Origin of the sequence: Ensifer sp. 22521, assembly GCF_052044795.1 — a bacterium.
Classification (GTDB): domain Bacteria; phylum Pseudomonadota; class Alphaproteobacteria; order Rhizobiales; family Rhizobiaceae; genus Ensifer.
Genome location: NZ_JBQENM010000017.1, coordinates 24441 through 46112, shown reverse-complemented (window position 1 = coordinate 46112; position 21672 = coordinate 24441). Strand labels below are relative to the sequence as shown.

Here is a 21672-nt window from a genome sequence, read left to right as displayed (position 1 = left end):
TCCCCTCTGAGATTGAACCGTCTCATTTTTGGACAGCGAACTTCGATCCTGTCTTTGACGACGATCAATGCTTGCGGATTGATAATGGATGAGGCTGTTTGGGGAGGATTTTTTCCATGGACCATATCCTTGTCGCAACCGATGGATCCGACAAAGGGCGCGACGCTGTGATGATGGCCGCAAAGCTTGCCAAGGCGACTGACACTCCCCTGACCGTTCTACATGTCGTTCCACCTGGTTTTGCAGGCGCAACGAACCGCCTTCCCGGTTCCGGGCGCGTCTTTCCCATCGGCAACATGATCCCGGGAATGTCGAGGCCGACAGAACTCTCACATGTGCCAGGTGATGGCATCGACGAGAGTGCCCTGGCGGTCGGCAAGAGAGTTGTGGAGCAAGCTCGCAACGAGGCACGCGGGCTCGGCGTCGAGAATGTCTCTGCTAGACTGGAAATGGGCGATTGCGCCGAAACCGTTCTTGAGACTGCAACGGAGATCAGCGCAAGCTTGATCGTCGTTGGAAGCCGAGGCCTTGGGCGCCTAAAGGGGATGCTTCTCGGGAGCGTGTCAAAGAAGGTGGTCCAGAACGCGCACTGTTCGGTCCTTATCGTACGCTGAGGCCTGCGAAGAAGAACGGTTGGGCTGAACCGCAAAGGACACTCTGCGAGCCTACCGACACGCATTTTCACACCGGAGTCCTCATTCGACGCCGGCGCGTTTGGGACGCGGCTGACCCCGCGTGATGCCTATCGCTTCGCCCGCGGCGAAGAGATCATGGCGTCGAGCGGCCAGCCGCAAAGCTGTCGCGCCCACGAAACTTCCTGGTGGTCGCCGACCATTCCGACAACGTGGGCATGTTCCCGGACCTCTTTGCCGGCAAGCCGGAGGTCATCTCCGATCCGCAGGCCAAGACCTGGTGCGAAATGATCAGCCCGGATTCGCCTCTTCCCGGGCTGGTTCCGATCTCCGTGACCAGGCTTCAAGGATTGCCGTTCCCACTCCCCTTATCCACGAGCTGAGGTCCGGACGGTCCGCGAGCCAAGCAAGCGCGCCCGCAGCGAGGCCGCGCTCACCGCGACAAGCGCGTTTCGCGCCATCCTTCTTCATTCCATGACTGCGTTGACCATTTGAGGAACATGGCTCTTGAGCGGGCATTAAATATTTGCACTTCGGACAGCGGACGGGTCGGAAATTGCGACCGGCATAGGGCGAATAGAGCGGCTTGGCGGCAAAGGCCTTTTCGGCCTTGGCTGTGTTCAGCGTGCCGGTGTCGCTATGTTCCTGTGCGGCTGCCGGGAGCGCCGGACCAAAGCTCAGAATGCTTGCAAGGATCAATTTGGCAGACTTGTTTCTCAACGCTTTCCCCTCCGTACGGCACGCCCGCTTCGCGAAAGACCGACTACCCGCTCTCAACAATCACATAGTCGAGCAACCTCCTCCTTGACGCCGAACAAAATTACTCCGTCAGGGCCCAGTGTGACAGCCGGCTCGTTGTCGTTTTGTTTTGTCGACATTAGATCAATCGACGCTGCGGCCCGCGTCGTGGGCCCACCGGGCTGTGTGGAGAAGGTGCTGGTAATTGCGGCGATGCAAACCCAACCCCGCAACTGTCGCGGTTGAGTTCGTCGGGCAAATCTCGCCGAAAATTGCGCCCCTCACGCAATCGGTTCTGCCGAGCTAATATGGGCGACCGCTCCAGCCACGTTGCGGCGAGGTAAGCCCTGCGAAGGATATAATTCATGTGGAAGTTTCAACATGCATTTCGCTCTGATCCACACCGGCCTGACCTCACGAGCACGTCCGTCGAAAGCGCGTTCTGGGAATCGGAGCACGAAGCCGAATACACGATCGGATGGGTTCGGATCACAGTGGGTCTTGCCTTGTTTGTGAGTGGTTTCCTCGTCTCCTCTGAAACCGCCGGCTTCGCCCAAGAGTACAACTTGACCCAACTTCGCGTAACGGCGCTGACTACCGTTGCAGCCTTTCTGGCCCTTGGTATCACGTCATTCCTGCTCGTGATCAGCCGTCAGTTCAGGCCTTGGATGGCCTTTGCGCTCGTTACCGGCGACGCATTGATTATAGGAGCCAGTCTCTATTTTGCCCTGAACGACATCGGCCTGGCGGGCAATTGGGTGGTGATCCTACCAACTCTCTGGGCCGTGCCCTTACTTCTCGCGGTCGGCGCGCTTCGATACAGGCCACTCGTTCAATTATGGGCAACGTCGGCAACAATGATTGCCGTGATTAGCGTTGCGGCTGGGCTTGGCTTTAGCCTGACAGGCAATGCGAACCCCGCTGAGGAACAGGGCGTAAGTCGTCTTCTCTCGCTTCCTCCCTATATCATGCGGGCGGTTATGCTGATGCTGATGGGTCTAGTAACGGCGTTGGCAATGGCGCGTTCTCGCCGTCTTCTGATCCGGATAGCGCGCGAGACAGCCAAGCGCGCAAACCTTGCTCGCTTCCTGCCAGCAGAAATCGTGCCATTGGTGGGGGACAACGATGTTGCTACGTGGCGGCAAGGCCGCCGCCAGCAGGGCACGATCCTGTTTGTCGATATACGCGGGTTCACCGCTTACGCAGAAAAACTGGATCCCGCGAGACTATCCGTCTTCATCTCCTCGTTTCGGCGACGAGTGATGCGGGCAACCGAGGCGTCAGGAGGTGTGATCGACAAATTTATAGGTGACGGCGCTCTTATAGTCTTCGGCATCCCAGAACCACGGAAGGATGATTGCGCTCGCGCTATAACCTGCGCTCAAAGCATTCTTTCGCTGGTCGACCAATGGAATACCAAGCGCGGATTCGATCCGCCGATCCGGGTCGGGATCGGCATCCACAGCGGCGAGATGTATTACGGACTTGTCGGTGACGAACATCGCCTTGAGTTCACGGTGCTTGGCGACACAGTCAACGTCGCTGCGAAGATAGAACAGGCTACCAAACGTTTCGATGCCACGCTGCTTGCCTCCGAGACGGTCGTGATGCAGGCAGGACAACAACATGCCTGGGTCGCGGTAAGCCGAGAGCCATTGGGCGGACGTGGCGAGCATGTGGCACTTTATACGTTCTCGGGGACCAAGCCACACGAATGAAGCTTAAGGTAACTCGCTTGCAGAGTTAAGGCGGCAATATCTTCCTTGCTCAAACCCATGTTGCGAGACGCGGCGTTCCCGACGGCGCCGCCCCCGATTTGCGTCGGGAGCATTTGGCTCACACACGATTGCCTGTTTGCGAGACGGGATATGGGCAGGCTTGGCCGCGGCCGCGCTTTCAGTCAGCAGAACATGATCAGGCGCGGAGACGAGCCGGGGTGGTCGGCGTAGCTGCCACCACGATTAGGACGCATAGAAGCTGCGACCGATAGCTATGGAACCGCTGCCCGCGCTCACCCCGGGACATTCGAAAGCCCAAACGTCAACGGAACATGCAAGGCCAACTCGCCGGCGCGGAAAGGCCGTGCGGCAGCTTCGTGGAGGCGTCGCCGCAAGCTATGTCGATTTGAGATTGCCGCAAACCGGTTGCTCGTGACAAGTCGCTCCCCTCAATTCGCGTCAGGAAGAGAACAGCACGGTCGAATGCTGTCGATCCCGCGAACGATGTACCGGTAAAGTCGACTCTAGACAGGTTTGCGAGCGAAAATCGAACGTTTTCGAGTTTCGCGCCGGTGAATCTGGCGCGACCAAGCTCTGCTTTCTCGAAGTTGACATCGATCAGCCGCGCGAGGCTGAAATCAGTGCGCTGCAATTCGGAGCTGGCAAATGAGGTACGTTCAGCTGAAAAGCGAACGAAGCTCGCGCGGTGGCCTTCCACGCGCGTAAAGTTTGCTGTCTTCGCGGTGGCCCCGGCGAGTGAAGCTCGCGCGAGCTTCGCCTTCTCAAGATTGGCTCTGCTTAAGTTGGCACCACGAAGATCGGTCAGGCTAAAGTCAGTGCCTGATAGGTTTGCGCCCTCCAGATCGGCTCCTTCGAGCATGAGGTGACTCTTATTGCAGCCGCTCCAGTTCAAACCGGGCATCGGCCAGCTCTTGCAGTGCGAGGCCTGTGCAGAGTCCCTGGAAACAAGAGCCACCATTACCATCCCGAGCATCAAGGTGAGTGACATTGGCATCAAGCCCCGGCGCGTTCTTAAGATGCGCCCCGGCGTTATTCCGACGCAGCGAGTGGGCGTGGTTTTGATCTTGAAGTCATTGTGTCGCATCACGATTCCAATCCCGTGACTCTTGCCACATCCCGCGCCCTTCAATCGACCGGATAATTCAAAACCAATTTTGCTTTTTATTGTTACCGAGCTTCGTTCGCTCAGACATTGACGAGGATCAATGGGCCCGATTGGCCATGAGCGCCAGAGTTGCCCCCCGCGCAATGCGCGCGCTTCACCGGATCTTTGACCCGCGTCAAAGCAGGTTCGCGGAGGCGCGTGCACAATTGCCAATGTTCGCGGCAGATAACGAACCTTGCGGAGGAGAGAATCGATGAAGGCGCTCGTCTATGAAGGACCGGGGCTCAAGTCGCTGACGGAGCGCCCGATACCCGCGATCGCTGCGACGACCGACGCCATCGTTAAGATCACGAGGACCACGATCTGCGGGACCGATCTGCATATCCTCAAGGGTGACGTTCCAACCTGCACAGCCGGTCGTATCCTCGGCCATGAGGGCGTGGGCATCGTGGTGGAAACGGGAACTGGGGTGACCCAGTTCGCAAAAGGCGACCATGTCCTGATTTCCTGCATCTCGTCCTGCGGCAAGTGCAGCAATTGCCGGCGCGGAATGTACTCTCACTGCGCCACGGGTGGCTGGATTCTCGGCAACACGATCGACGGCACACAGGCCGAGTATGTCCGCATCCCCCATGCCGACACTAGTCTCTACCCGATCCCACAAGGCGCAGATGAAGAGGCGCTCGTCATGCTGAGCGATATCCTTCCGACGGGCTTTGAATGCGGCGTGCTGAACGGCAAGGTGCAGCCTGGCGGAACAGTCGCCATCGTCGGTTCCGGCCCAATCGGACTGGCCGCGTTGCTGACGGCGCAGCTCTACTCTCCAGCCGACCTCATCATGATTGATCTCGACGAGAACCGGCTCAACGTCGCGAAACGTTTCGGTGCGACGCAGACGATCCAGGCGGGCGGCGGAGACGCCTCTCGACAGGTGCTGGCACAGACTAGAGGCAAGGGCGTCGACACCGCGATTGAGGCGGTTGGGATCCCCGCCACCTTCGAGCTGTGTCAGGAGATCGTCGCGCCTGGCGGCGTAATCGCCAACATCGGCGTCCACGGCGTCAAGGCCGACCTGCATCTGGAAAAGCTATGGTCGCGCAACATTGCCATCACCACGCGGCTGGTGGATGCGGTAACGACACCGTTGCTGCTAAAGACCGTGCAATCTGGAAAAATAGACCCAAGAAACCTGATCACGCATCGTTTCAACCTCAGGCAGATTGCCGATGCCTATGAAACTTTTGCCAATGCTGCGAGCACGAAAGCTCTGAAAGTGATAATCGAGACGGACGCTGCTCAACCTCTTCAGGCGCAAGGCGCTACAGAGCCGGGCACCAAGGCCTCATCCCCAACCGACGTCTGGAGCTGCAATCTTCTGACGCGCAGCGGTCTTGTCCTTCATGTTCGTCCCGTGCGTCCCGAAGACGATATACTCCTGGCAGATTTCTTCACCCATGTAACTCCGCAAGACATGCGTTTCCGCTTTCTGGGCGGCATTCGGGAAGTCAGCCGCGAGCGTCTTCTCTCTATGACGAAGGTCGATCACCGCTCCACCGAGAACTTCCTCGCTTTTGGCGAGGATAGCGAGACGATCATCGCCACCGCCATTGTAGCGTGCGACGCGTCGACGAAGAGAGCGGAAGTCGCGGTCTCCGTACGTGCCGAATACAAACATATGGGTGTGGCCTGGGAAATGCTGCGCCATGTCGCCCGCTTTGCGGAAGCCTCGGGCGCCAAGTCCCTCGAATCGCTCGAAAGCCGCGCAAACCATGAGGCAATCGAACTGGAGAGGGAACAGGGTTTCATTGCAGTTCCCTATGCGGATGATCCGACCCTCATCCTCGTCCGTAAGGATCTGCGTCAAGGCTAATGCACACAAGCGGACGCCAGGGTCTTGGCAGAAGTTCGGGAGCCCGCTAGCTCGGCAGTTTGCACCGCGCAGCGGCTAAAGCGCACGGTGCCTTGGTCGGCAAGCATTATGCCCGTACCGCACTCGATTGGTCGCAGAACATGGATGCTAACCGCGATGCGGTCCGCATAATCTTTGAGGCGACTTACGGCCGCTACGCGGGGCTCTGGATGCGGTGATGGCGATAGTTGTTCCTGGCAACGGCGAGACTGTTCGGCCATGCACACGGCATGGAATGGGATGTCAGTCACTTTGCTCCGTCCGATCGAAAGGAGATGACCCCGGTTCTGCGTGATGTTTTTGCGGCCGTCCGGCGCTATGCCAGCCGCCCGGATCCGCGGGTGGCTTCCGCAAACGCCATCGCGCTTAGTCGTCGAGGGATTGCTTTCGCAGTTTTCGGACCATATGACGGGATTGAACATCCTGCACGATGGCGGTTTACCCGCGCGTATTGAGGCGTAGGGGCGGGATTCCGCAAACGCCCTACTCATCTAGCCCACATAACACGCTTGTCAGCGGAGCCCCAGTCAAGCTACTTTCGGTGAAATCCTGATCGCTCGAAGAGCGTTTGAGATGACCGCCACATCGATCGCCTCCTGCAGGATCGCGCCCTGGACGGGGGCCAGGTAGCCGAAGGCCGCCGCCACCATGGCGAAGATCGAAAGACCGATGCCGACCAAGACACTCTCTACGGCGATCCTCCGTGACCTTCGGGCGATCTCTATCCCCGTGCGCAGGCGGTCGATCCGGTCGACCAGCAAGACGACATCAGCAGCCTCGGCCGACGCGGCCGCGCCTCTTGCTCCCATTGCGACACCGACATCGGCCGCCGCGAGCGCCGGGGCGTCATTGACACCGTCGCCGACCATCATGACGGGGCCGTTCTTCCGCTCCGTAAGGACGACCAGCACCTTTTGATCTGGCGAAAGGCCCGAGCGAACTGCGTCGAGCTCCAATCCGTCGGCAATGCGTTCGGCCACGGCGGCGCGGTCGCCGGTCGCTAGAAGGATGCGCCGGACCCCTTCTCGACGAAGTCCGTCGAGCATCTCGGCCGCTTCCGCGCGCACCGGATCAGCCATCACGATATGCCCTACCAGATTGTTGTCGATGGCGACGGCAACGACGACCGACCCGGCGGCCGTCTCAGGAATTGCGTGTGGAGGGCCGTCAATGATGGCCTCGACGTAGCCATGGCCGCCGACAACAACCCGCCTCCTATTTACATATCCCGCGACGCCCTCGCCCGCTGCTTCCGTCACGTCGGTGGGCAGGACAAGGCCGAGATTCCGTTGCTGGGCCGCCGCTACGATAGCCTGCGCGATCGGGTGTTTCGACACCTGATCGACTGATGCTGCAAGCGTTAGAATTTCGTCGTCGGCGTAGCCAAGCGGGCTTTGAATGGATACGATCTGCGGGCGCCCGACCGTCAACGTCCCTGTCTTGTCCAGGACCAGGGTGTGGATGCGGGCCATATTCTCAAGGTGACGTGCGCCCTTGATCAGTACACCGAAATGCGCCGCGCGCGACAGGCCTGCAACGAGTGCCACAGGCACAGCGAGGATTAATGGACATGGCGTAGCTACCACCAGTACCGCGACGGCGCGAATGGGATCTGCCGTGAACCCCCATGCGGCGAAGGCGATGAGCACGGTCATCGCGAGGAACCCGACCGACCATTTGTCTGCAAGCCTCGACATTGGGGCTTTCGAGCGTTGGGCAGCCTCGACGAGGCGCACGATGCCAGCATATGTGCTGTCCTTGGCCTCGTGCGTAGCAATGAGATCGAACGCGTCGCCTGCATTTGTCGAGCCGCTCAAAACGTCTCCATGTTCAGCAAATGGAACGGGAAGCGATTCACCTGTTAATGCGGACATGTTGAGGAAGGCCCGGACGCTCGCAACAGTCCCGTCGACAGGGACGATATCGCCCTGTCGGACCAACAGCCGATCGCCAGGCCGGATGTCGTCGATAGGAACCTCGCTCAGGCCGCCGTCAAGATAGCGCGTCGCGGCCCGCGGCACGCGGGAGAGCAGGTCATGCATCTCGCGGCGCGCGCGCCCCTCCGCGAAGCTTTCGAGGAATGTGCCGCCGGTATACATCAGCGCGACAATCGTTGCCGCCAAGGCTTCTCCAAAGATGAGCGCAGCCGACATCGACAGCGCAGCGACTATGTCCAGGCCCATTTCCCCACGCCATAGGCTTCGGGCTATCTCGACGAGGAGGGCCATCAGAACCGGAGCGGTGGCGACTGTCCAGGTAAGTCGTGCGGCATCCGTTCGGCCCGCGAAGTGTAAGCCGAGCCCAAGCAGCAACCCGCCTAACGCTACAAGCAGAAGGCCATATTTCAGTTTAGCTTCGCTCGGATGTGCCATGGTATCCGGTCTCCGGAGAAGGAAGCGGGTCGGAGCAGGTGACTGCCGCACGCAAGCCGCCTTCGACGCGATTCTCTAAGGTTAGGGCCAGATTGTAGACATTGGCGATCTCGGATACGATCGCCAGACTCAGGCCCGAGCCAGGCTTCAGGCGATCGAGGCGCACACCCCGGCGCAGTAGGTCCGGCAGTCTCTCGGGCGACACCCCCGGGCCATTGTCCTCGACCACTACCTGGATAAAACCATCGCACCGGACGGCCGTGACAGCCACACAGCTCTTGGCACATTTCGATGCGTTTTCGAGAAGGTTACCGACCAATTCGCGAAAGTCATGCGGATCAATCGGCGCCGTCAGGCCCTCCTGCAGGTCGGCCTCCCATGAAAGGCGCTCGCCTGCCTCGGTGTGCTGAAGCGGCCGGATCGTATCGCCGACAATCCTTGGGACGTCGGCATCGCCGCCCCGCTGGTCAGCGCCCGGGGTGAGCCGCGCACGGGCTAGCTCGTCTTCGACATGGGAGAGCATGGTATCGGCCAGATGGTCGAGTTCATTCAGCGATTTCGACCTATGCCCTTCTCGCGGAGTGTCAAGGCATTGAGCCAGAAAAAGAACCGCTTGGGACTATTTTGAAGGCTGCGACCCCAATGCAACCCGAAACCACCCGATCGGGACGGCGCAAGGCAGGTTGCGATAGAAGCTGCCCCCATCACCTTCCCGCTACCCTTGGTTTGGGCTAGTACCCGGTCATCTCCAGATAACCCCTGCCACTGACACTGCCCTCGAAGACGATCGGGCCTTCCCAGTAGGGGATGGATGTTGGCATCCACGCGTGGTCGTTCAGAGGTTGGGTCGTGACGTCAAAGCCGCGACTGGGAATCTGGACGTTCCAGGAAACAGGAATTTGACGCCCTGCGACTTTGGCGGTTCGCACGGGAACGATCTTGAGAGCTGTCGCGTGTAAAGGGTCGGGTCGCCCGTCGGCAGTGATCCAGGTGGCGGAGGTATATCCCTCCCCTTCATCTCTGAGGCGGAAGCCCATGAGCTTCTCCCCTGTATCGAGATGCAGCGAGAACCAATCCCAACCGGTCTGGTCCTTCGCGAGCGGCTGTGACGACCACTCGCGGTCGAGCCAAGCTTTCCCCGTCACCTCTACATGCCCGCTCGGTAGCGAAAGCGAGCCGGTCACCGCATAGAACGGCTGCGAATAGTAGTAGCTGGCCTGTCCCTTCGCTGATTTCAGCGAATAACCGTTATCGCCCTGTGGCACCAGCGGGCCTGTGGCCATTAAGCGGAGTTCGTAGCCGAATTCCTCTGTGGACGCAGTCAGGCTGAGATCAGACAGCTGATCCGTTCCCGGGGCGGCATGTCCCTTTATCTGCCAGTCATCGATCCAGGCTGAGAACGGCTCTGCGACAACACCAGCCTGCCCCACTCCCCCGCGTGAAATACGTTCTGCAACGAAGTGGTCTTTTGAAGTGGTGACGGCTGCGTGCCCCATCCAGAGCTGTGGGCTCGACCACGCGTTGGCCTCACCCGGAGCAAGCGCTGACCGGAAAAGGGTCCACTGCGCTCCGTATTGAGTTCCGTCGGGGGCTTCAAGATTGGCCGTTAGATACCACCACTCTATCCGGAAGTCCGGATGTGGGCCGTGGTCGGCGGGGAAACGGAACAGCAGGCCAGGCTGCGGCACCGAAAACCCTTCGACCGTCGAGCCAAGGCCACCAAAACCCTCGGAGGCCGCTTGGCTCCCGGAAAAGCTGGCCATGGTCGTCACCGCAAAAGCGATCGCAATCGATCTAACGCTCATTGGCGAATACCTTCAGAAGTTCCGATGGCGTGACTCCCGCCAGCCGGCGAAGCGGGATGAATACGGAAACGACAGCAGCGCCGAGCGCGACTAGACCGAGGCGAAGCCACTCGTAGGGAAAGATATACATGGGCAGACGCCAGCCGAAGGCTTCGACGTTCACCACCGCGAGAAGCACCCACGCCAACGCCAGGCCGAGGGGCAAAGCGGCGATAAATGTCGCCAGCCAGAGCACGAGCGCCCTTAGAACCTCAAGAAGAGCGAGATCACGTCTCGTGACCCCCGTGGCCCACACAGGCGCAAGCTGCGGGAGGCGCATTTCCGACAACGTGAGGAGGCTTGAGAACATAGCCAATGCAGCAACCCCGAGCGTGAATATGTTCAACGCGCCAGTAACCAAGAACGTGCGATCGAAGATCCGCCGTGACTGTTCCTTCAGTGTCGCTTGATCGACGACGTTGTCGGCTGGTAGTCCGAATTCGTCCGTGAGCCTCGATCGTAGATCCGCAACCTGATCAGGCTGGATCCGGAGACCGTAGCGCAGGCGCGAGACCTGCGGGTAACGAGAGGTCAGAGCATTTATTCCGGCGATGACCTGGCCCTTTGGGTTCCCGTAATCCGAATAGACCCCGACAACCGCCGCCTTCCAGTCACCCGGCAGATCCAACTGATCGCCGATGCGGAGCCGGTCCCGCCTCCAAAACTGTTCGTTGACCAGCACCCCTTGACCGGACGCCACCTGATCCCAGACGTCCGGCATGCCAGCGATCAGGGGCCAGTGCTTCCTATAGGTGGGATCGTCAACGACACCGAAGATCTGCATCGACTGCCCCCGGATCTCGGCATCCACGCTCAAGATCGGCAACACCGATTCCACCTTCGTTGCGAGCCATGCCCTGAGCCTGTCTGCCTCGCCCTCGTTCCGGGCAGCGACGTAAAGCTCAGCGGGGAGGCGTTGGTCGAGCCAGCCGACGAACGTGAGACGGAAGCTAGAGACCATGGTTCCGACGCCGACATTTGCCGCCAGCGCAAGAAGCAATGCCATGAGCGCTAGGGAAAGTCCGGGGAGTTGCTGCCGCGCGTCGGCCCAGAACCACGTGACGAGCGCGCGCGAAGACGTCCGCTGCATGACGGTGAGGAATCCGGAGAGCACGGTAGGGAGAAGTAGCGACGCCCCGAGCAGAAGACAGCCAAGAACGCCAAAGCCCGCCTCGAGTCCTTCGGCCCACAGAAGAAGAGCTCCCGAGACGGCTAGCAAAGCCGCTGCGGCCAGCACCTGAAACCGCCGCCCCGCTTGCCACGATCGTCCCCAGGTCTGGGGTTGGCCCGCCGCGAGCAAAGGCACCCTCGTCAAGCGCAACAGGCTCTGTGCCGACGAAACCAATGTTCCGGCCACCGCGATGGCAAAACCAAAAACCCACCACTCCGGACGCAGGGAAAGCGTGCCGGGCACGCTGGCTCCGTAGAGTCCTTCGAGGGTTGCGGCCACTCCGGGCAGCAGCAGCGACGCGACCAGATATCCGATCGCGACGCCGACCGCCCCGGCGGCGAGGGCGAAAAGGACAAGTTCGGCGAGTAGCAGAACCGCAAGCTCACTCAACGAAACTCCAAGGCAGCGAAGCGTTCTGAAGGTCGGCCGCCGTTGCTCGAAGGCGAGACCGATCGTCGAGTAGACGATGAACAGCCCCACCGCGAAGGCGAGAAAACCGAAGGCTGTCAAATTGAGATGGAAGCTCTCGGTAAGATGCTCGACGTCGGTTTCTGCATTCGGCTCGCGAACTGAGAGCGTTGGAACAAGCTTTTCAAGCGGCTCCAGACCGGAACGTTGGTTTTCGGCAATCACAATCCGACTGAGTTCGCCCTCTCTTCTTAACAGCTTCTGGGCCAAGCCGATGTCGATGAAGGCGGCGCCGTCCAGCATCCGATCCGAAACACGCAGCGCGAGGTCCGTCTGTCCTCGCATTTTTTCCGCTGTTCTGGGAGAGACGAACAGCATGCCAGGAGGCGTGATGAAGGAAAGCAAGTCCCCGGCATTTCCCAGGTCGACGGTGTTAGTCTCGGCGGGCATCGTCAGTGGCTCGATGCCGATCACCCTTAACCGGGTCACACCGAACCGATAGTCTCCCTCCAAAACTGGTGACACGTTCCAGCCCGCCCGTCTGAGCCGCACGAACGCGGACTGAGGAATCGCGCTGCCGTTTGGAGAAACCAGGTTCGCCAATCCGTTCTGGTCGAGCACAACCGCGGCGCGGGTGTAGCTCGCGCGAGCTTCTGCGTTGATCGCCTGCACTCCCGACCACAGGGCGGTCGCCAGCGCCAGGCCGGACAAGAGGGCGCCGAGCTGCAGCGGTCGTCGTCGCCAGTGGGACAGAAGTGCCGTGGCTGCGGTCCACATCTTCATTCGATCTTCCCGCACCGCAAATAAACCTGCCGGTCGAGCCTATCCGCCAGTCTTTGCGAGTGTGTCACCAGGAGAAGTGTCGATCCGCTTCCCTTCGATAGCGCGAGCATCAGTTCCAGGACAGCGTCTCCGTTGGCCTCGTCCAGGTTTCCTGTGGGCTCATCCGCCAGAACTAAGCCGGGACGCGCGGCAAGGGTTCGTCCGATCGCCACCCGCTGCTGTTGTCCGATGGAAAGCTGCTCGGGATATCTGGTGAGCAACGACCCGATTCCGAGGCGCTCCACGAGTTCATTTTCCCACGGAGGATCGTGGCGTCCCGCGAGCTTGGCGTGGAAAGCAATGTTCGCGGCCACGTCTAGTGACGGGACAAGGTTGAACTGCTGAAATACGAGGCCGACTTCTGTCCGCCTGTAGGCAGCGCGTTCCCGGTCATTCAGCTTGGAAATGTCTCGCCCCCCGATCGTGATCTCGCCTGAGTCCGCTCGGTCGAGGCCGGCTACGAGATGCAGGAGCGTGCTCTTTCCGCTACCTGACTCCCCCGTCAGGGCAACTCTGTCTCCCGCGCAGAGATCGAGATCGATCCCTCTCAAGACTTCAAGCCGCCCTTCGGCAGTCTCATAGGATTTCCTAAGATTGCGGAGAGCGATCACCGTAGCGGCCAAGATTAGGACGATGGTACATATTTAACTCTCCACAGTCGCTTGGAAAGGCCTGCAGTGAGGAGATGCGAATACTGACGTCGAACGTCACAAGGCGGCGCGGGAGCCCGGTGATTGCGAGCGTTGATACAGCGCCCACTGCGTTCGGTGTACGTCCAGATACAAAATGTAAACGTCACCCTCGCCGCCCCTGACCTTGAAGTATCGGTAGTCGGCGCCATGCCACTGATCGAGGTTTTCGACCACTTCGACCTGCCGGCCGTTGAGGTAAAATCGTCGGATCTTTTCGACACCACCGTCGTCCACGAAGGTTTCGACCTGAACTTGCATGACGCGCTCGCTGTTCTTCTCGGCCGAAAGGCGGCGGACCGCGCCTCCTGCCAGTCGGAGCAGGATGGTTCTTGGATAAATAGCTGCGGGTGGACGAGAAGAAAGGGGCACGGCGCCCTCGCCGCATGTATTGGACGCCGCACGGCTGCTTGGGACGCCCTCCCCGTGTTTGCACCGGGTTCTGTCGCATGCCGCGATCGACATCAAACGGGGTGCCGACATCTATTGCAGTATTGCCCGTTTCGCCTATCTCGCGAACAGTTCCGATCTGGATTAACGTGTTGCGACGTGATCCCGCGACCCGGCGAGTAAGGCCGGCGCGGCAAGATAGAGGATCACGGCCATCGTCACGACGCCAGTGAACCCGATATGCATTGCAAGCAGTGCGGCGAGGATCGCGCTTAGCACCGACGCACAGCCATTGATCCCCCACGCCCAGGGAAGAAATTCCTCCGAGCGTGCGCCGACGTGGCCGAGGCCGAGGGGGAAGGGCATACCCATGAAGACAGCGAGCGGTGCTATGAGGAGGAGCGCGATTGCAATCTTCGCGGCATCCGGGAGTGCCAGCAGCCGTTCGAATATCGAAGGCAGCGCGAGCAGGTATGACCCAGCCAGGAATGCGATTACCACGACAGCGAGGGTGATGCCGCGCACCGCGGATCCGCATCCGACCGCCGCCACCCAACGTACAGCCAAGGCGCTACCGAGACCTGCGAAGGCGAGGAAACCCGCAAGCACGACGGAGACGGCGTAGAGCGGATGGCCGAGGAACAGCACGAAGCGCTGGATGAAGGCGATCTCGATGAAGAGGAAGGCCAGGCCCAAGGCAAGGAAATAGAGCCCGAAGCGCAGCCGGGGTACGGCTTTCACGAGTGCGCGCCGGCGAAGCCAGAGCGGTAGCAGGATCAAGACGGTACTGAGGAGCGCGGCCTGAACGAGCGTCGTCACCAGGATCAGGTAGCCCCAGTCGAGCATTGCTGCCCCACCTTGGGTGCGCAGCGTCAGGAGTTCGGGCAGCGCACGCCAGCGGAAAAAGTCGAAGAAATAGGGCCGATTGTCCGTGGCCGGCGCAATATCGAACTTGTAGCGCTCCGTGAAGTCGGCTCGTTCAGGGCCGAGGAGAGCGAGGGCTCCCTCGTAGAGATATTCCCGGTCGAGTTGATTGTAACGGTTCACGTCGCTCGCGGAGATGCTCGGCACCCAGGAGATGTCGAAGAAATTCTCGGCCGCGAAGCCGCGGATGGCTGCTATGTCGTCACCCGTGAGCGGCGACTTGGCGATGAGCAGGGTTGCGGTATTCCAGCTCCGGATCAGCGCCAAGTGCCGGCCGGGCTGGGCCACGCCATCCGCTTCAAGCGCTGCGGTAGCGGTGGCGAACAGCTTAAGGATGTCGCGCGGCGGCACCCGCAGCCATCGCGTGATGGCGACGATGCCATCTGGTTTCAGTACCGCCAGGTAAGCCCGCAGTGCCTCCACGGTATAGGTGTAATTCTCGTGCATGCTTTGCACGCCGGCCGCGGCCGCGCTGAAGGAGTCAAGGAGCGGCATCTGGATCAGGTCGTAACGCTCGCCCGCGGTCGCAGCGAAGGCGCGCGCCTCGGCTAGATGCAGATGCACGTTCGGTCGGCTGAAGATGCCGCCGACGAAGTTCGCGAAGCGATTGCGAGCCAGGTCGATCATCTGCGGGTTGACCTCTACAGCGTCCACGAGTTCGGCTCCGGAGCGAAGCGCCAGCAGCACCTGCTCGCCGCCACCAGCACCGAGGACCAGCACTCGCGGCCGTGCAAGAATGCGGTACGGGAGCGCCGCCGTTGTCCGGTCGAGATAAGCGACCGTCGCCGGATCGCCGCTATAGGCGGTCATCGCCGTAACACTATCGCCATCGCTGAAGACGGCGAGTTGCGTGGGCGGCTCTTGGGTGTTGGCGAGGCTGAGGCCCGGCGCGTACCGGAATGGGACGCTCGGGCTCTCCACGACTGTCAGTAGTCCGAGCGGGCTTGATCGCTCCTCGACCACCCGCGCGTTGGGGACGTCGAGAGCCATGCTTAGGCCCTTGTATTGCGACATGTGCGGGCCGGTGGCCGTAAAGGACGGTGGCAGCCACACCGCGATGACCGCGGCGGCAAGCCCGAGGCTGCCCGCAGCTAGCCGCCGATGGCGAGCCATGCCCGTCGCAGCAAGGGCAGCCGCCGCAAATCCCAACGTCGCGACGAAGCGCAGTGCCGCAGCCGGAAAGACCAGGAACATGAGCCCGACGATGCCCAGTGCACCGACCCCAGCGCCGACCAGGTCGAAGGCATAGACGCGTCCGACCTGGCCGGGATGGCGGCTGAAGGCAAGGCCGATACAGGTGGCACCAAAAAAGAACGGCAGGACCAGGAGAGCATAGCTAGCCGCGAGCCAACCGAGCTGGCCCGGATTCCAGACGACCTCGAGCGCGTTGAACGGCAGGCGTTCGGCACCGGCGAAGCTGGCAACCGCAGTGATGCCGAACAGCGCTGCCGACGCTGCGAAGGCGGCCGGGTACTGTTTCACCAGAGGGCGGCGGGCCAATGCAACGAACGTACCGCTCGCGCCGAAGCCCAGGAGTGCTATGCTTATGATCATATAGGCAAATTGATGCCACTGAATGATCGAAAAGAGCCGCATCAGCAGCACTTCGTGAGCAAGGGTTGCCGCCGATATGAGACCAACCGGCAGCAGGCGCCCCGCTCTCATTGGGCTCTACCTCCCCTCAGCGGCACAAAGGCCACCGGCAGCAGTTGACGGGTCGTGATGCTTCCGTCCCGTCGCTTCTCGACCAGCATGAGAAACTGGGTCGCAAAGGGGCCTCCAACGGGGACGACCATCCGGCCGCCCTTGGCGAGTTGCTCGACCAGCGGTGGCGGGATGTGACTGGCAGCGGCAGTCACCACGATACCGTCGAAAGGCGCGTGGGCAGGCCAACCATAGTAGCCGTCTCCCACCCTCACCTCGACATTGTCGAAACGGAGCTCCGCCAATCGGGCGGCCGCCCTTTCGCCCAGCTCCGGTAGGATCTCAATCGAGTAAACCTTCGCTGCGAGCGGCGACAAGACGGCTGCCTGATAACCCGAGCCAGTGCCGATCTCGAGGACAGCGTCGCCAGGCCCAACGTTGATCAGGTCCGTCATCAGCGCGACGATGAAGGGTTGCGAGATGGTCTGTCCGTATCCGATCGGCAGTGGCCGATCTCGATAGGCCGCACCACGCTGCTCCTCGGGCACAAAAAGGTGGCGCGGCACCCTTCCCATCGTCTCCAGCACAGCCGGATCGACGCCCTGGCCCTCGACCGCTGACGGCGCCGAACGGGCGTGCAATCTGATCGTCTCGATCATCGCCGCACGCTCGCCGAGTCGATCCTGAGCGGATGTCGAAACCACGGCGGCCGCACCTGCGAGAACCGCCGCCATTAACGCTTGGCACTGGGTTAGAGGACGCATGAACTCTCTCCCGGTTACATCGCCAGAGTATAGTGGCGGCAGCGGCAATATTGATAGATATAAGCCCACTTATCGGTTTTAATTCGTATTTGAGCTCTCCAGGCGCTGAACTTGGCAGACAAGCTGGTCGCCGTTGTCCCCGATGCGAACATTCGTCCTGTCGAGCGCGTCAAATTCAAATGGCACGAACGCCAGCGAGCGCGCCCTCCATATACGCGTCTCGTCTGATCGTCAGACCCGCAGAGCCTGGGGTGTGAGCGCCGGCCTATTTCGAACCGCTTGGAATGCAGCGACCGCGCAAAGAGATGGATCGGACGTTGTTCTCGTCGAAGGTCAGCACTTTCGGCTTCAAGGTCGTAGTAGGCCGAGTAGCATATGATGATCTGGTCGCCCGGCTGGCCGGTCCTTGCGGCCGCACCATTGAGGACGCAGCACCTGGTTCCGCGCTGACCGAATATGACGTAGGTGGAGATGCGCGCGCCGGAATTCTTGTTCCAGATCGATGGGCTCGGTGCGGCGGCAGCAGGGCAATTTGTTGGCCATAGAACGCCCGCTTTATGTCACGCAGGACGCTGAGGGCAGTGTTCGCGAAGCTTTTGCAGTAAATGGGCCTCTGCGTATCGCGCGCGACACTTCCAGAGCCTTTCGCGCCAAAATACTTATGAATTGTCGCGGAGGTCGGGTCGTTTCGGATTGAATGTTATGCTGCGTCCAATTGCTGCCACCCTCAACTTCACCTACATTGACCAAGTGGTAAAAAGACGCGTTCCAAAACGCGCAATCAATCAGAGGGGAAGTTCATGCATAGCAATTCCTTCAATTTCGCCATTTCCAGAAGAAATCTGATCAAAATTGCCGGCGCCTCCGCCGCGGTGGCTGCAGCGGGTCTTCCAAGCCGCCTGCTCGCTGCCGACCCGACAAAGGTGGCAGCCGTGTATACCGTCCCGGTCGAGCAGCAGTGGGTCAGTCGTATCCACAAGGCGGCCAATACCGCCAAGGAGCGCGGCGACATCGAATATGTCTATTCGGAAAACACCGCAAACAACGATTACGAGCGCGTCATGCGCGAATATTGCGAGGCTGGCCACAAGCTGATCCTGGGCGAGGTCTTCGGCGTCGAGGATGCCGCCCGCGCCGTCGCCAAGGACTACCCTGACGTCGCCTTCCTGATGGGCTCGAGCTTCAAGCCCGATGCCGCCGTGCCGAACTTCTCAGTGTTCGACAACTATATCCAGGACGCATCCTATCTGTCTGGCATCATCGCCGGCGCGATGACCAAGTCCAAGAACATTGGCATGGTGGGAGGCTACCCGATCCCGGAGGTTAACCGGCTGATGAACGCCTTCATGGCCGGGGTGAAGGAAGTTGCCCCAGACACCAAGTTCCAGGTCGCCTTCATCGGCTCGTGGTTCGATCCGCCCAAGGCCAAGGAGACGGCGTTCGCCCAGATCGATGGCGGTGCGGATCTGCTGTATGCCGAGCGTTTCGGCGTATCCGATGCCGCCAAGGAAAAGAAGATCCTGGCGATCGGCAATGTCATCGATACCCAGGCAGACTATCCGGACACCGTTGTCGCCTCCGCGCTGTGGCATTTCGAGCCGACGCTCGACAAGGCGATCGCCGAAGTGAAGGCCGGCACTTTCAAGGCCGACGACTACGGCGTCTATTCCTTCATGAAGAACGGCGGCTGTTCGCTAGCACCTCTCGGCACCTTCGACAGCAAGGTTCCGGACGACATCAAGGCCAAGGTCGCTGAGAAAGAGAAGATGATCAAGGACGGCGCATTCACCGTCGAGATCAACGACGCCGAGCCCAAGTCGAGCTAGCCTGTGCTCCCGTTCATGGGAGAGGTGGGCAACCTTGCCGGAGGGGGATAACTCTTCGCCGGAAGCGACCACTCTCTCCCTGGACGGGAAAGGAAGCTTCCCACATCGCCACTTCCGGTCACCGCCGTGTCAAGCAACCCTGTCCTTCGTCTTTCCGGCATCAGCAAGCGCTTCGGCCCACTCAGGGCAAACGAGGCCATTTCCTTCGAGCTGAAGCGGGGCGAAGTCATAGCACTTCTCGGGGAGAACGGTGCCGGCAAGACGACGCTGATGAACATTCTCTTCGGCCACTATGTCGCTGACGAGGGAACCGTCGAGGCATTCGGAAAGCGGCTTCCGCCGGGAGATCCGCGCGCGGCTCTCGATGCCGGCATTGGCATGGTCCACCAGCATTTCACCCTTGCTGACAACATGACGGTGCAGGAAAATATCGCGCTTGGCACGCAGAGCCTCTGGCGCATGCGGCTCGACCGGGCCGCAGCACGGCGGCGCATCGAGCAACTGTCGGCCGATTTCGGCCTCGCCGTCGAACCCGCCGCCACCGTCTCCACACTCTCGGTCGGCGAACGTCAGCGCGTCGAGATCTTGAAGGCACTCTATCGCGAAGCCCGTCTCCTGATCCTGGACGAGCCGACGGCCGTTCTAACACCCGCAGAGACCGATGCGCTGTTCCGGACACTGAAGCTGCTCGTCGCAAAGGGCCTGTCGATCATCTTCATCTCCCACAAATTGCACGAAGTAATGTCGGTCAGTGATCGTGTGCTGGTTTTGCGCTCCGGCCGACTCGTTGGCGAGCGTGAAACGGGTTCAACCGGCCGCAAAGAACTAGCCGCCCTAATGGTTGGCCAGGAGGTCAAGCCGACGGAGGTCACCCCGGTAAAGCGGGGTGTACCGCTGCTGACGCTCGAAAGCGTCTCCACGACGCCGTATAACGGAGCCGGCCTCGATCAAGTGTCGCTCACGCTCACGGCCGGCGAGATCACCGGCCTTGCCGGCGTCGCCGGCAATGGCCAGGCTGGCCTTGCGGCCCTTATCGCCGGCATCCGGCGCCCGACCAACGGGAGCATTTCCATCGCCGGGAGGGAAGTCGCCGACTGGTCGCCGCGCGTGGCCCTCGCCCACGGCGTGGCCAGGATTCCGGAAGATCGCCACGCTATCGGCAGCATCGGCGACATGAGTGTGACGGAGAATGTCATCGGCGAACGCTACCGCAGCCCGCGGTTCAGCCGCATGGGCTTCCTGAACTGGAGGGCTGCCCGCGGCTTCGCCGAGAAACTCATCGCCGACTACGAGGTCAAATGCCCCTCGCCCGAGGCCCGAATGCGCCTGCTTTCGGGCGGCAACATGCAGAAGCTGATCCTCGGCCGGGCCCTTGATCCCGACCCGACGGTCATCCTTGCAAGCCAGCCGACCCGTGGCCTCGATGTCGGCGCAGTCGCGTATGTACACCGCATGCTGCTCGAAGCACGAGACAGGGGCGCGGCTATACTGCTGATATCCGAAGACCTCGAGGAGGTCCTGGCATTGTCCGACCGCATCATCGTCATGTTCAAGGGACGCCTTTCGACGCCGTCTTCGCGCGGCGAGCGCAGCATTCGGCAACTGGGAGAGTTGATGGCGGGCCACGACGGGGAGCGCGGCGACCATGCGGCTTGAGCCAAAGCTTGCGCCGTCCTTGGCGGTCACCTTGCTGTTTCCGCTGGCAGCCATCGCCACAACGCTGGTGTTGACGTCGATGCTCGTTCTCGTCGCTGGCGCTTCGCCGCTGTCCGTCTTCTATCTCGTGGCCAAGGGAGCGGCCGGCTCACAGTTCGCGCTTATGGAAACCCTGACCCGAGCGACGCCGCTGATCTTCACGGGCCTGGCGATCGCCGTCGCCTTTCGGGCCAAGCTCTGGAACATCGGCGCGGAAGCCCAACTCTACATCGGTGGCGTAGTCACCGTGGTGCTGGGAACCGGCGCACTACCGCTACCTTCGGTCGTTCTGATCCCGGTGATCATGGTCGCCGTCATGGCTGCAGGCGCGCTGCTTCTGCTCGGCCCGGCCGTGCTGAAGACCCGCTTCGGCGTCGATGAGGTGGTCACCACGCTGCTGCTCAACTTCATCGTCCTGCTGTTCGTGTCGATGCTGCTTGAAGGTGTACTCAAGGACCCGATGGGGCTCGGCTGGCCGCAATCGCAAAAGGTCATCGCTGAAGCCCAACTGCCGCGCCTCATCCAGGGCAAGCGCCTGCACTACGGCTTCGCCATCGCGCTTGTTTCGGCCGTTCTCGTCTGGGTCGTCATGAAAAAGACGGTTCTCGGCTACGAAATGCGCGCCGTCGGCCACAATCCCGAGGGGGCACGTTTTGTCGGCATTCTGGTCAACCGCACGCTGATGAAGACGGCGTTGCTTTCGGGCGGTTTGGCCGCACTTGCAGGCTTTTCCGAAGTCTCGGGGCTCAAGGGAAACCTGACGCTCGACCTGTCGCCAGGCTACGGTTACAGCGGCATCGTCGTCGCGATGCTCGCCATGCTCAATCCGCTTGGCGTCATCGCATCGGCCATCTTTGTCGCCGGCATCTTCGTCGGCGCCGATGCCATGAGCCGTGCCGCCAAAGTGCCCAGTTACATAGCCGACGTCATGGTCGCTACTTCGCTTCTGTCGATGGTTGTCGCGATCCTTCTGGCGCGATTCCGGATTAGGTGGAGGTGA

15 protein-coding genes and 3 pseudogenes are annotated in these 21672 nt (G+C 60.9%); 8 read left to right on the top strand and 10 right to left on the bottom strand.

The features are described 5' to 3' along the window. Positions 1 to 116: 116 nt before the first annotated feature. From ACTJKE_RS23820 to ACTJKE_RS23810, 3 genes and pseudogenes are all read left to right on the top strand, one after another. Positions 117 to 614, top strand: coding sequence for a universal stress protein (locus tag ACTJKE_RS23820; protein ID WP_058327700.1), 498 nt, complete (start codon positions 117 to 119; stop codon positions 612 to 614). 56 nt (positions 615 to 670) lie between these two features. Further along, positions 671 to 925: pseudogene (locus ACTJKE_RS23815) on the top strand (DUF3604 domain-containing protein); the annotation flags it as partial. A gap of 810 nt (positions 926 to 1735) precedes the next feature. Further along, complete coding sequence (locus ACTJKE_RS23810) at positions 1736 to 3088, top strand: adenylate/guanylate cyclase domain-containing protein (protein WP_058327702.1); 1353 nt, start codon at positions 1736 to 1738, stop codon at positions 3086 to 3088. Positions 3089 to 3410: 322 nt separating this feature from the next. Here the strand turns inward: ACTJKE_RS23810 and ACTJKE_RS23805 are convergent, their stop codons facing one another. Further along, entirely contained in the window at positions 3411 to 4097 is a 687-nt protein-coding gene (locus tag ACTJKE_RS23805; protein ID WP_156436882.1) for a pentapeptide repeat-containing protein, read from the bottom strand. 370 nt (positions 4098 to 4467) lie between these two features. On the opposite strand from ACTJKE_RS23805, the pseudogene ACTJKE_RS23800 reads away from it, so the two are divergent. Next, positions 4468 to 5499: pseudogene (locus ACTJKE_RS23800) on the top strand (zinc-dependent alcohol dehydrogenase family protein); the annotation flags it as partial. Between the two features lie 186 nt (positions 5500 to 5685). Beyond that, positions 5686 to 6084 carry a GNAT family N-acetyltransferase gene (locus ACTJKE_RS23795; protein WP_440637499.1) on the top strand — a complete coding sequence of 133 codons (399 nt, stop codon included), beginning with the start codon at positions 5686 to 5688 and terminating at the stop codon, positions 6082 to 6084. Positions 6085 to 6650: 566 nt separating this feature from the next. On the opposite strand, the gene ACTJKE_RS23790 is transcribed toward ACTJKE_RS23795, so the two are convergent. The 9 genes and pseudogenes from ACTJKE_RS23790 to ACTJKE_RS23750 all read right to left on the bottom strand — a co-directional run. Next, positions 6651 to 8495, bottom strand: coding sequence for a heavy metal translocating P-type ATPase (locus ACTJKE_RS23790; protein ID WP_058327703.1), 1845 nt, complete (start codon positions 8493 to 8495; stop codon positions 6651 to 6653). Continuing rightward, positions 8473 to 9018 carry an ATP-binding protein gene (locus tag ACTJKE_RS23785; protein ID WP_440637386.1) on the bottom strand — a complete coding sequence of 182 codons (546 nt, stop codon included), beginning with the start codon at positions 9016 to 9018 and terminating at the stop codon, positions 8473 to 8475. Before ACTJKE_RS23785 ends, ACTJKE_RS23790 begins: the two co-directional genes overlap by 23 nt. A gap of 208 nt (positions 9019 to 9226) precedes the next feature. Next, positions 9227 to 10300: a lipocalin-like domain-containing protein gene (locus tag ACTJKE_RS23780; RefSeq protein WP_058327705.1), complete on the bottom strand. Its 1074-nt coding sequence runs from the start codon at positions 10298 to 10300 to the stop codon at positions 9227 to 9229. Continuing rightward, a complete protein-coding gene (locus ACTJKE_RS23775; protein WP_058327706.1) occupies positions 10290 to 12701 on the bottom strand; it encodes an ABC transporter permease in 2412 nt (803 codons plus the stop codon). Before ACTJKE_RS23775 ends, ACTJKE_RS23780 begins: the two co-directional genes overlap by 11 nt. Beyond that, positions 12698 to 13351: an ABC transporter ATP-binding protein gene (locus tag ACTJKE_RS23770; RefSeq protein ID WP_058327737.1), complete on the bottom strand. Its 654-nt coding sequence runs from the start codon at positions 13349 to 13351 to the stop codon at positions 12698 to 12700. The genes ACTJKE_RS23775 and ACTJKE_RS23770 overlap by 4 nt, the downstream gene beginning before the upstream one ends. A gap of 96 nt (positions 13352 to 13447) precedes the next feature. After that, positions 13448 to 13801, bottom strand: a complete 354-nt coding sequence (locus ACTJKE_RS23765; RefSeq protein WP_156436883.1) for a hypothetical protein — start codon at positions 13799 to 13801, stop codon at positions 13448 to 13450. Between the two features lie 162 nt (positions 13802 to 13963). Further along, positions 13964 to 16408 carry a class I SAM-dependent methyltransferase gene (locus ACTJKE_RS23760; RefSeq protein WP_058327708.1) on the bottom strand — a complete coding sequence of 815 codons (2445 nt, stop codon included), beginning with the start codon at positions 16406 to 16408 and terminating at the stop codon, positions 13964 to 13966. Then, positions 16405 to 17151: a protein-L-isoaspartate(D-aspartate) O-methyltransferase gene (locus ACTJKE_RS23755; RefSeq protein ID WP_058327709.1), complete on the bottom strand. Its 747-nt coding sequence runs from the start codon at positions 17149 to 17151 to the stop codon at positions 16405 to 16407. Before ACTJKE_RS23755 ends, ACTJKE_RS23760 begins: the two co-directional genes overlap by 4 nt. Positions 17152 to 17467: 316 nt before the next feature. After that, positions 17468 to 17711: pseudogene (locus ACTJKE_RS23750) on the bottom strand (aspartate 1-decarboxylase); the annotation flags it as partial. A gap of 240 nt (positions 17712 to 17951) precedes the next feature. On the opposite strand from ACTJKE_RS23750, the gene ACTJKE_RS23745 reads away from it, so the two are divergent. The 3 genes from ACTJKE_RS23745 (at position 17952) to ACTJKE_RS23735 (ending at position 21672) form a co-directional block, all read left to right on the top strand. After that, positions 17952 to 18977, top strand: a complete 1026-nt coding sequence (locus ACTJKE_RS23745; RefSeq protein ID WP_058327710.1) for a BMP family protein — start codon at positions 17952 to 17954, stop codon at positions 18975 to 18977. A 126-nt stretch (positions 18978 to 19103) separates the two neighbouring features. Next, positions 19104 to 20633: an ABC transporter ATP-binding protein gene (locus ACTJKE_RS23740; protein WP_058327711.1), complete on the top strand. Its 1530-nt coding sequence runs from the start codon at positions 19104 to 19106 to the stop codon at positions 20631 to 20633. Continuing rightward, a complete protein-coding gene (locus ACTJKE_RS23735) occupies positions 20623 to 21672 on the top strand; it encodes an ABC transporter permease (protein ID WP_058327712.1) in 1050 nt (349 codons plus the stop codon). The genes ACTJKE_RS23740 and ACTJKE_RS23735 overlap by 11 nt, the downstream gene beginning before the upstream one ends.

Bases quoted from the DNA above. Each gene is read 5' to 3' on its own strand.
- ACTJKE_RS23785 (WP_440637386.1), bottom strand. From the start codon at position 9,018: ATGCTCTCCCATGTCGAAGACGAGCTAGCCCGTGCGCGGCTCACCCCG.
- ACTJKE_RS23810 (WP_058327702.1), top strand. From the start codon at position 1,736: ATGTGGAAGTTTCAACATGCATTTCGCTCTGATCCACACCGGCCTGAC.
- ACTJKE_RS23760 (WP_058327708.1), bottom strand. From the start codon at position 16,408: ATGAGAGCGGGGCGCCTGCTGCCGGTTGGTCTCATATCGGCGGCAACC.
- ACTJKE_RS23820 (WP_058327700.1), top strand. From the start codon at position 117: ATGGACCATATCCTTGTCGCAACCGATGGATCCGACAAAGGGCGCGAC.
- ACTJKE_RS23745 (WP_058327710.1), top strand. From the start codon at position 17,952: ATGCATAGCAATTCCTTCAATTTCGCCATTTCCAGAAGAAATCTGATC.
- ACTJKE_RS23795 (WP_440637499.1), top strand. From the start codon at position 5,686: ATGCGTTTCCGCTTTCTGGGCGGCATTCGGGAAGTCAGCCGCGAGCGT.
- ACTJKE_RS23790 (WP_058327703.1), bottom strand. From the start codon at position 8,495: ATGGCACATCCGAGCGAAGCTAAACTGAAATATGGCCTTCTGCTTGTA.
- ACTJKE_RS23780 (WP_058327705.1), bottom strand. From the start codon at position 10,300: ATGAGCGTTAGATCGATTGCGATCGCTTTTGCGGTGACGACCATGGCC.
- ACTJKE_RS23755 (WP_058327709.1), bottom strand. From the start codon at position 17,151: ATGCGTCCTCTAACCCAGTGCCAAGCGTTAATGGCGGCGGTTCTCGCA.
- ACTJKE_RS23735 (WP_058327712.1), top strand. From the start codon at position 20,623: ATGCGGCTTGAGCCAAAGCTTGCGCCGTCCTTGGCGGTCACCTTGCTG.
- ACTJKE_RS23775 (WP_058327706.1), bottom strand. From the start codon at position 12,701: ATGAAGATGTGGACCGCAGCCACGGCACTTCTGTCCCACTGGCGACGA.
- ACTJKE_RS23805 (WP_156436882.1), bottom strand. From the start codon at position 4,097: ATGTCACTCACCTTGATGCTCGGGATGGTAATGGTGGCTCTTGTTTCC.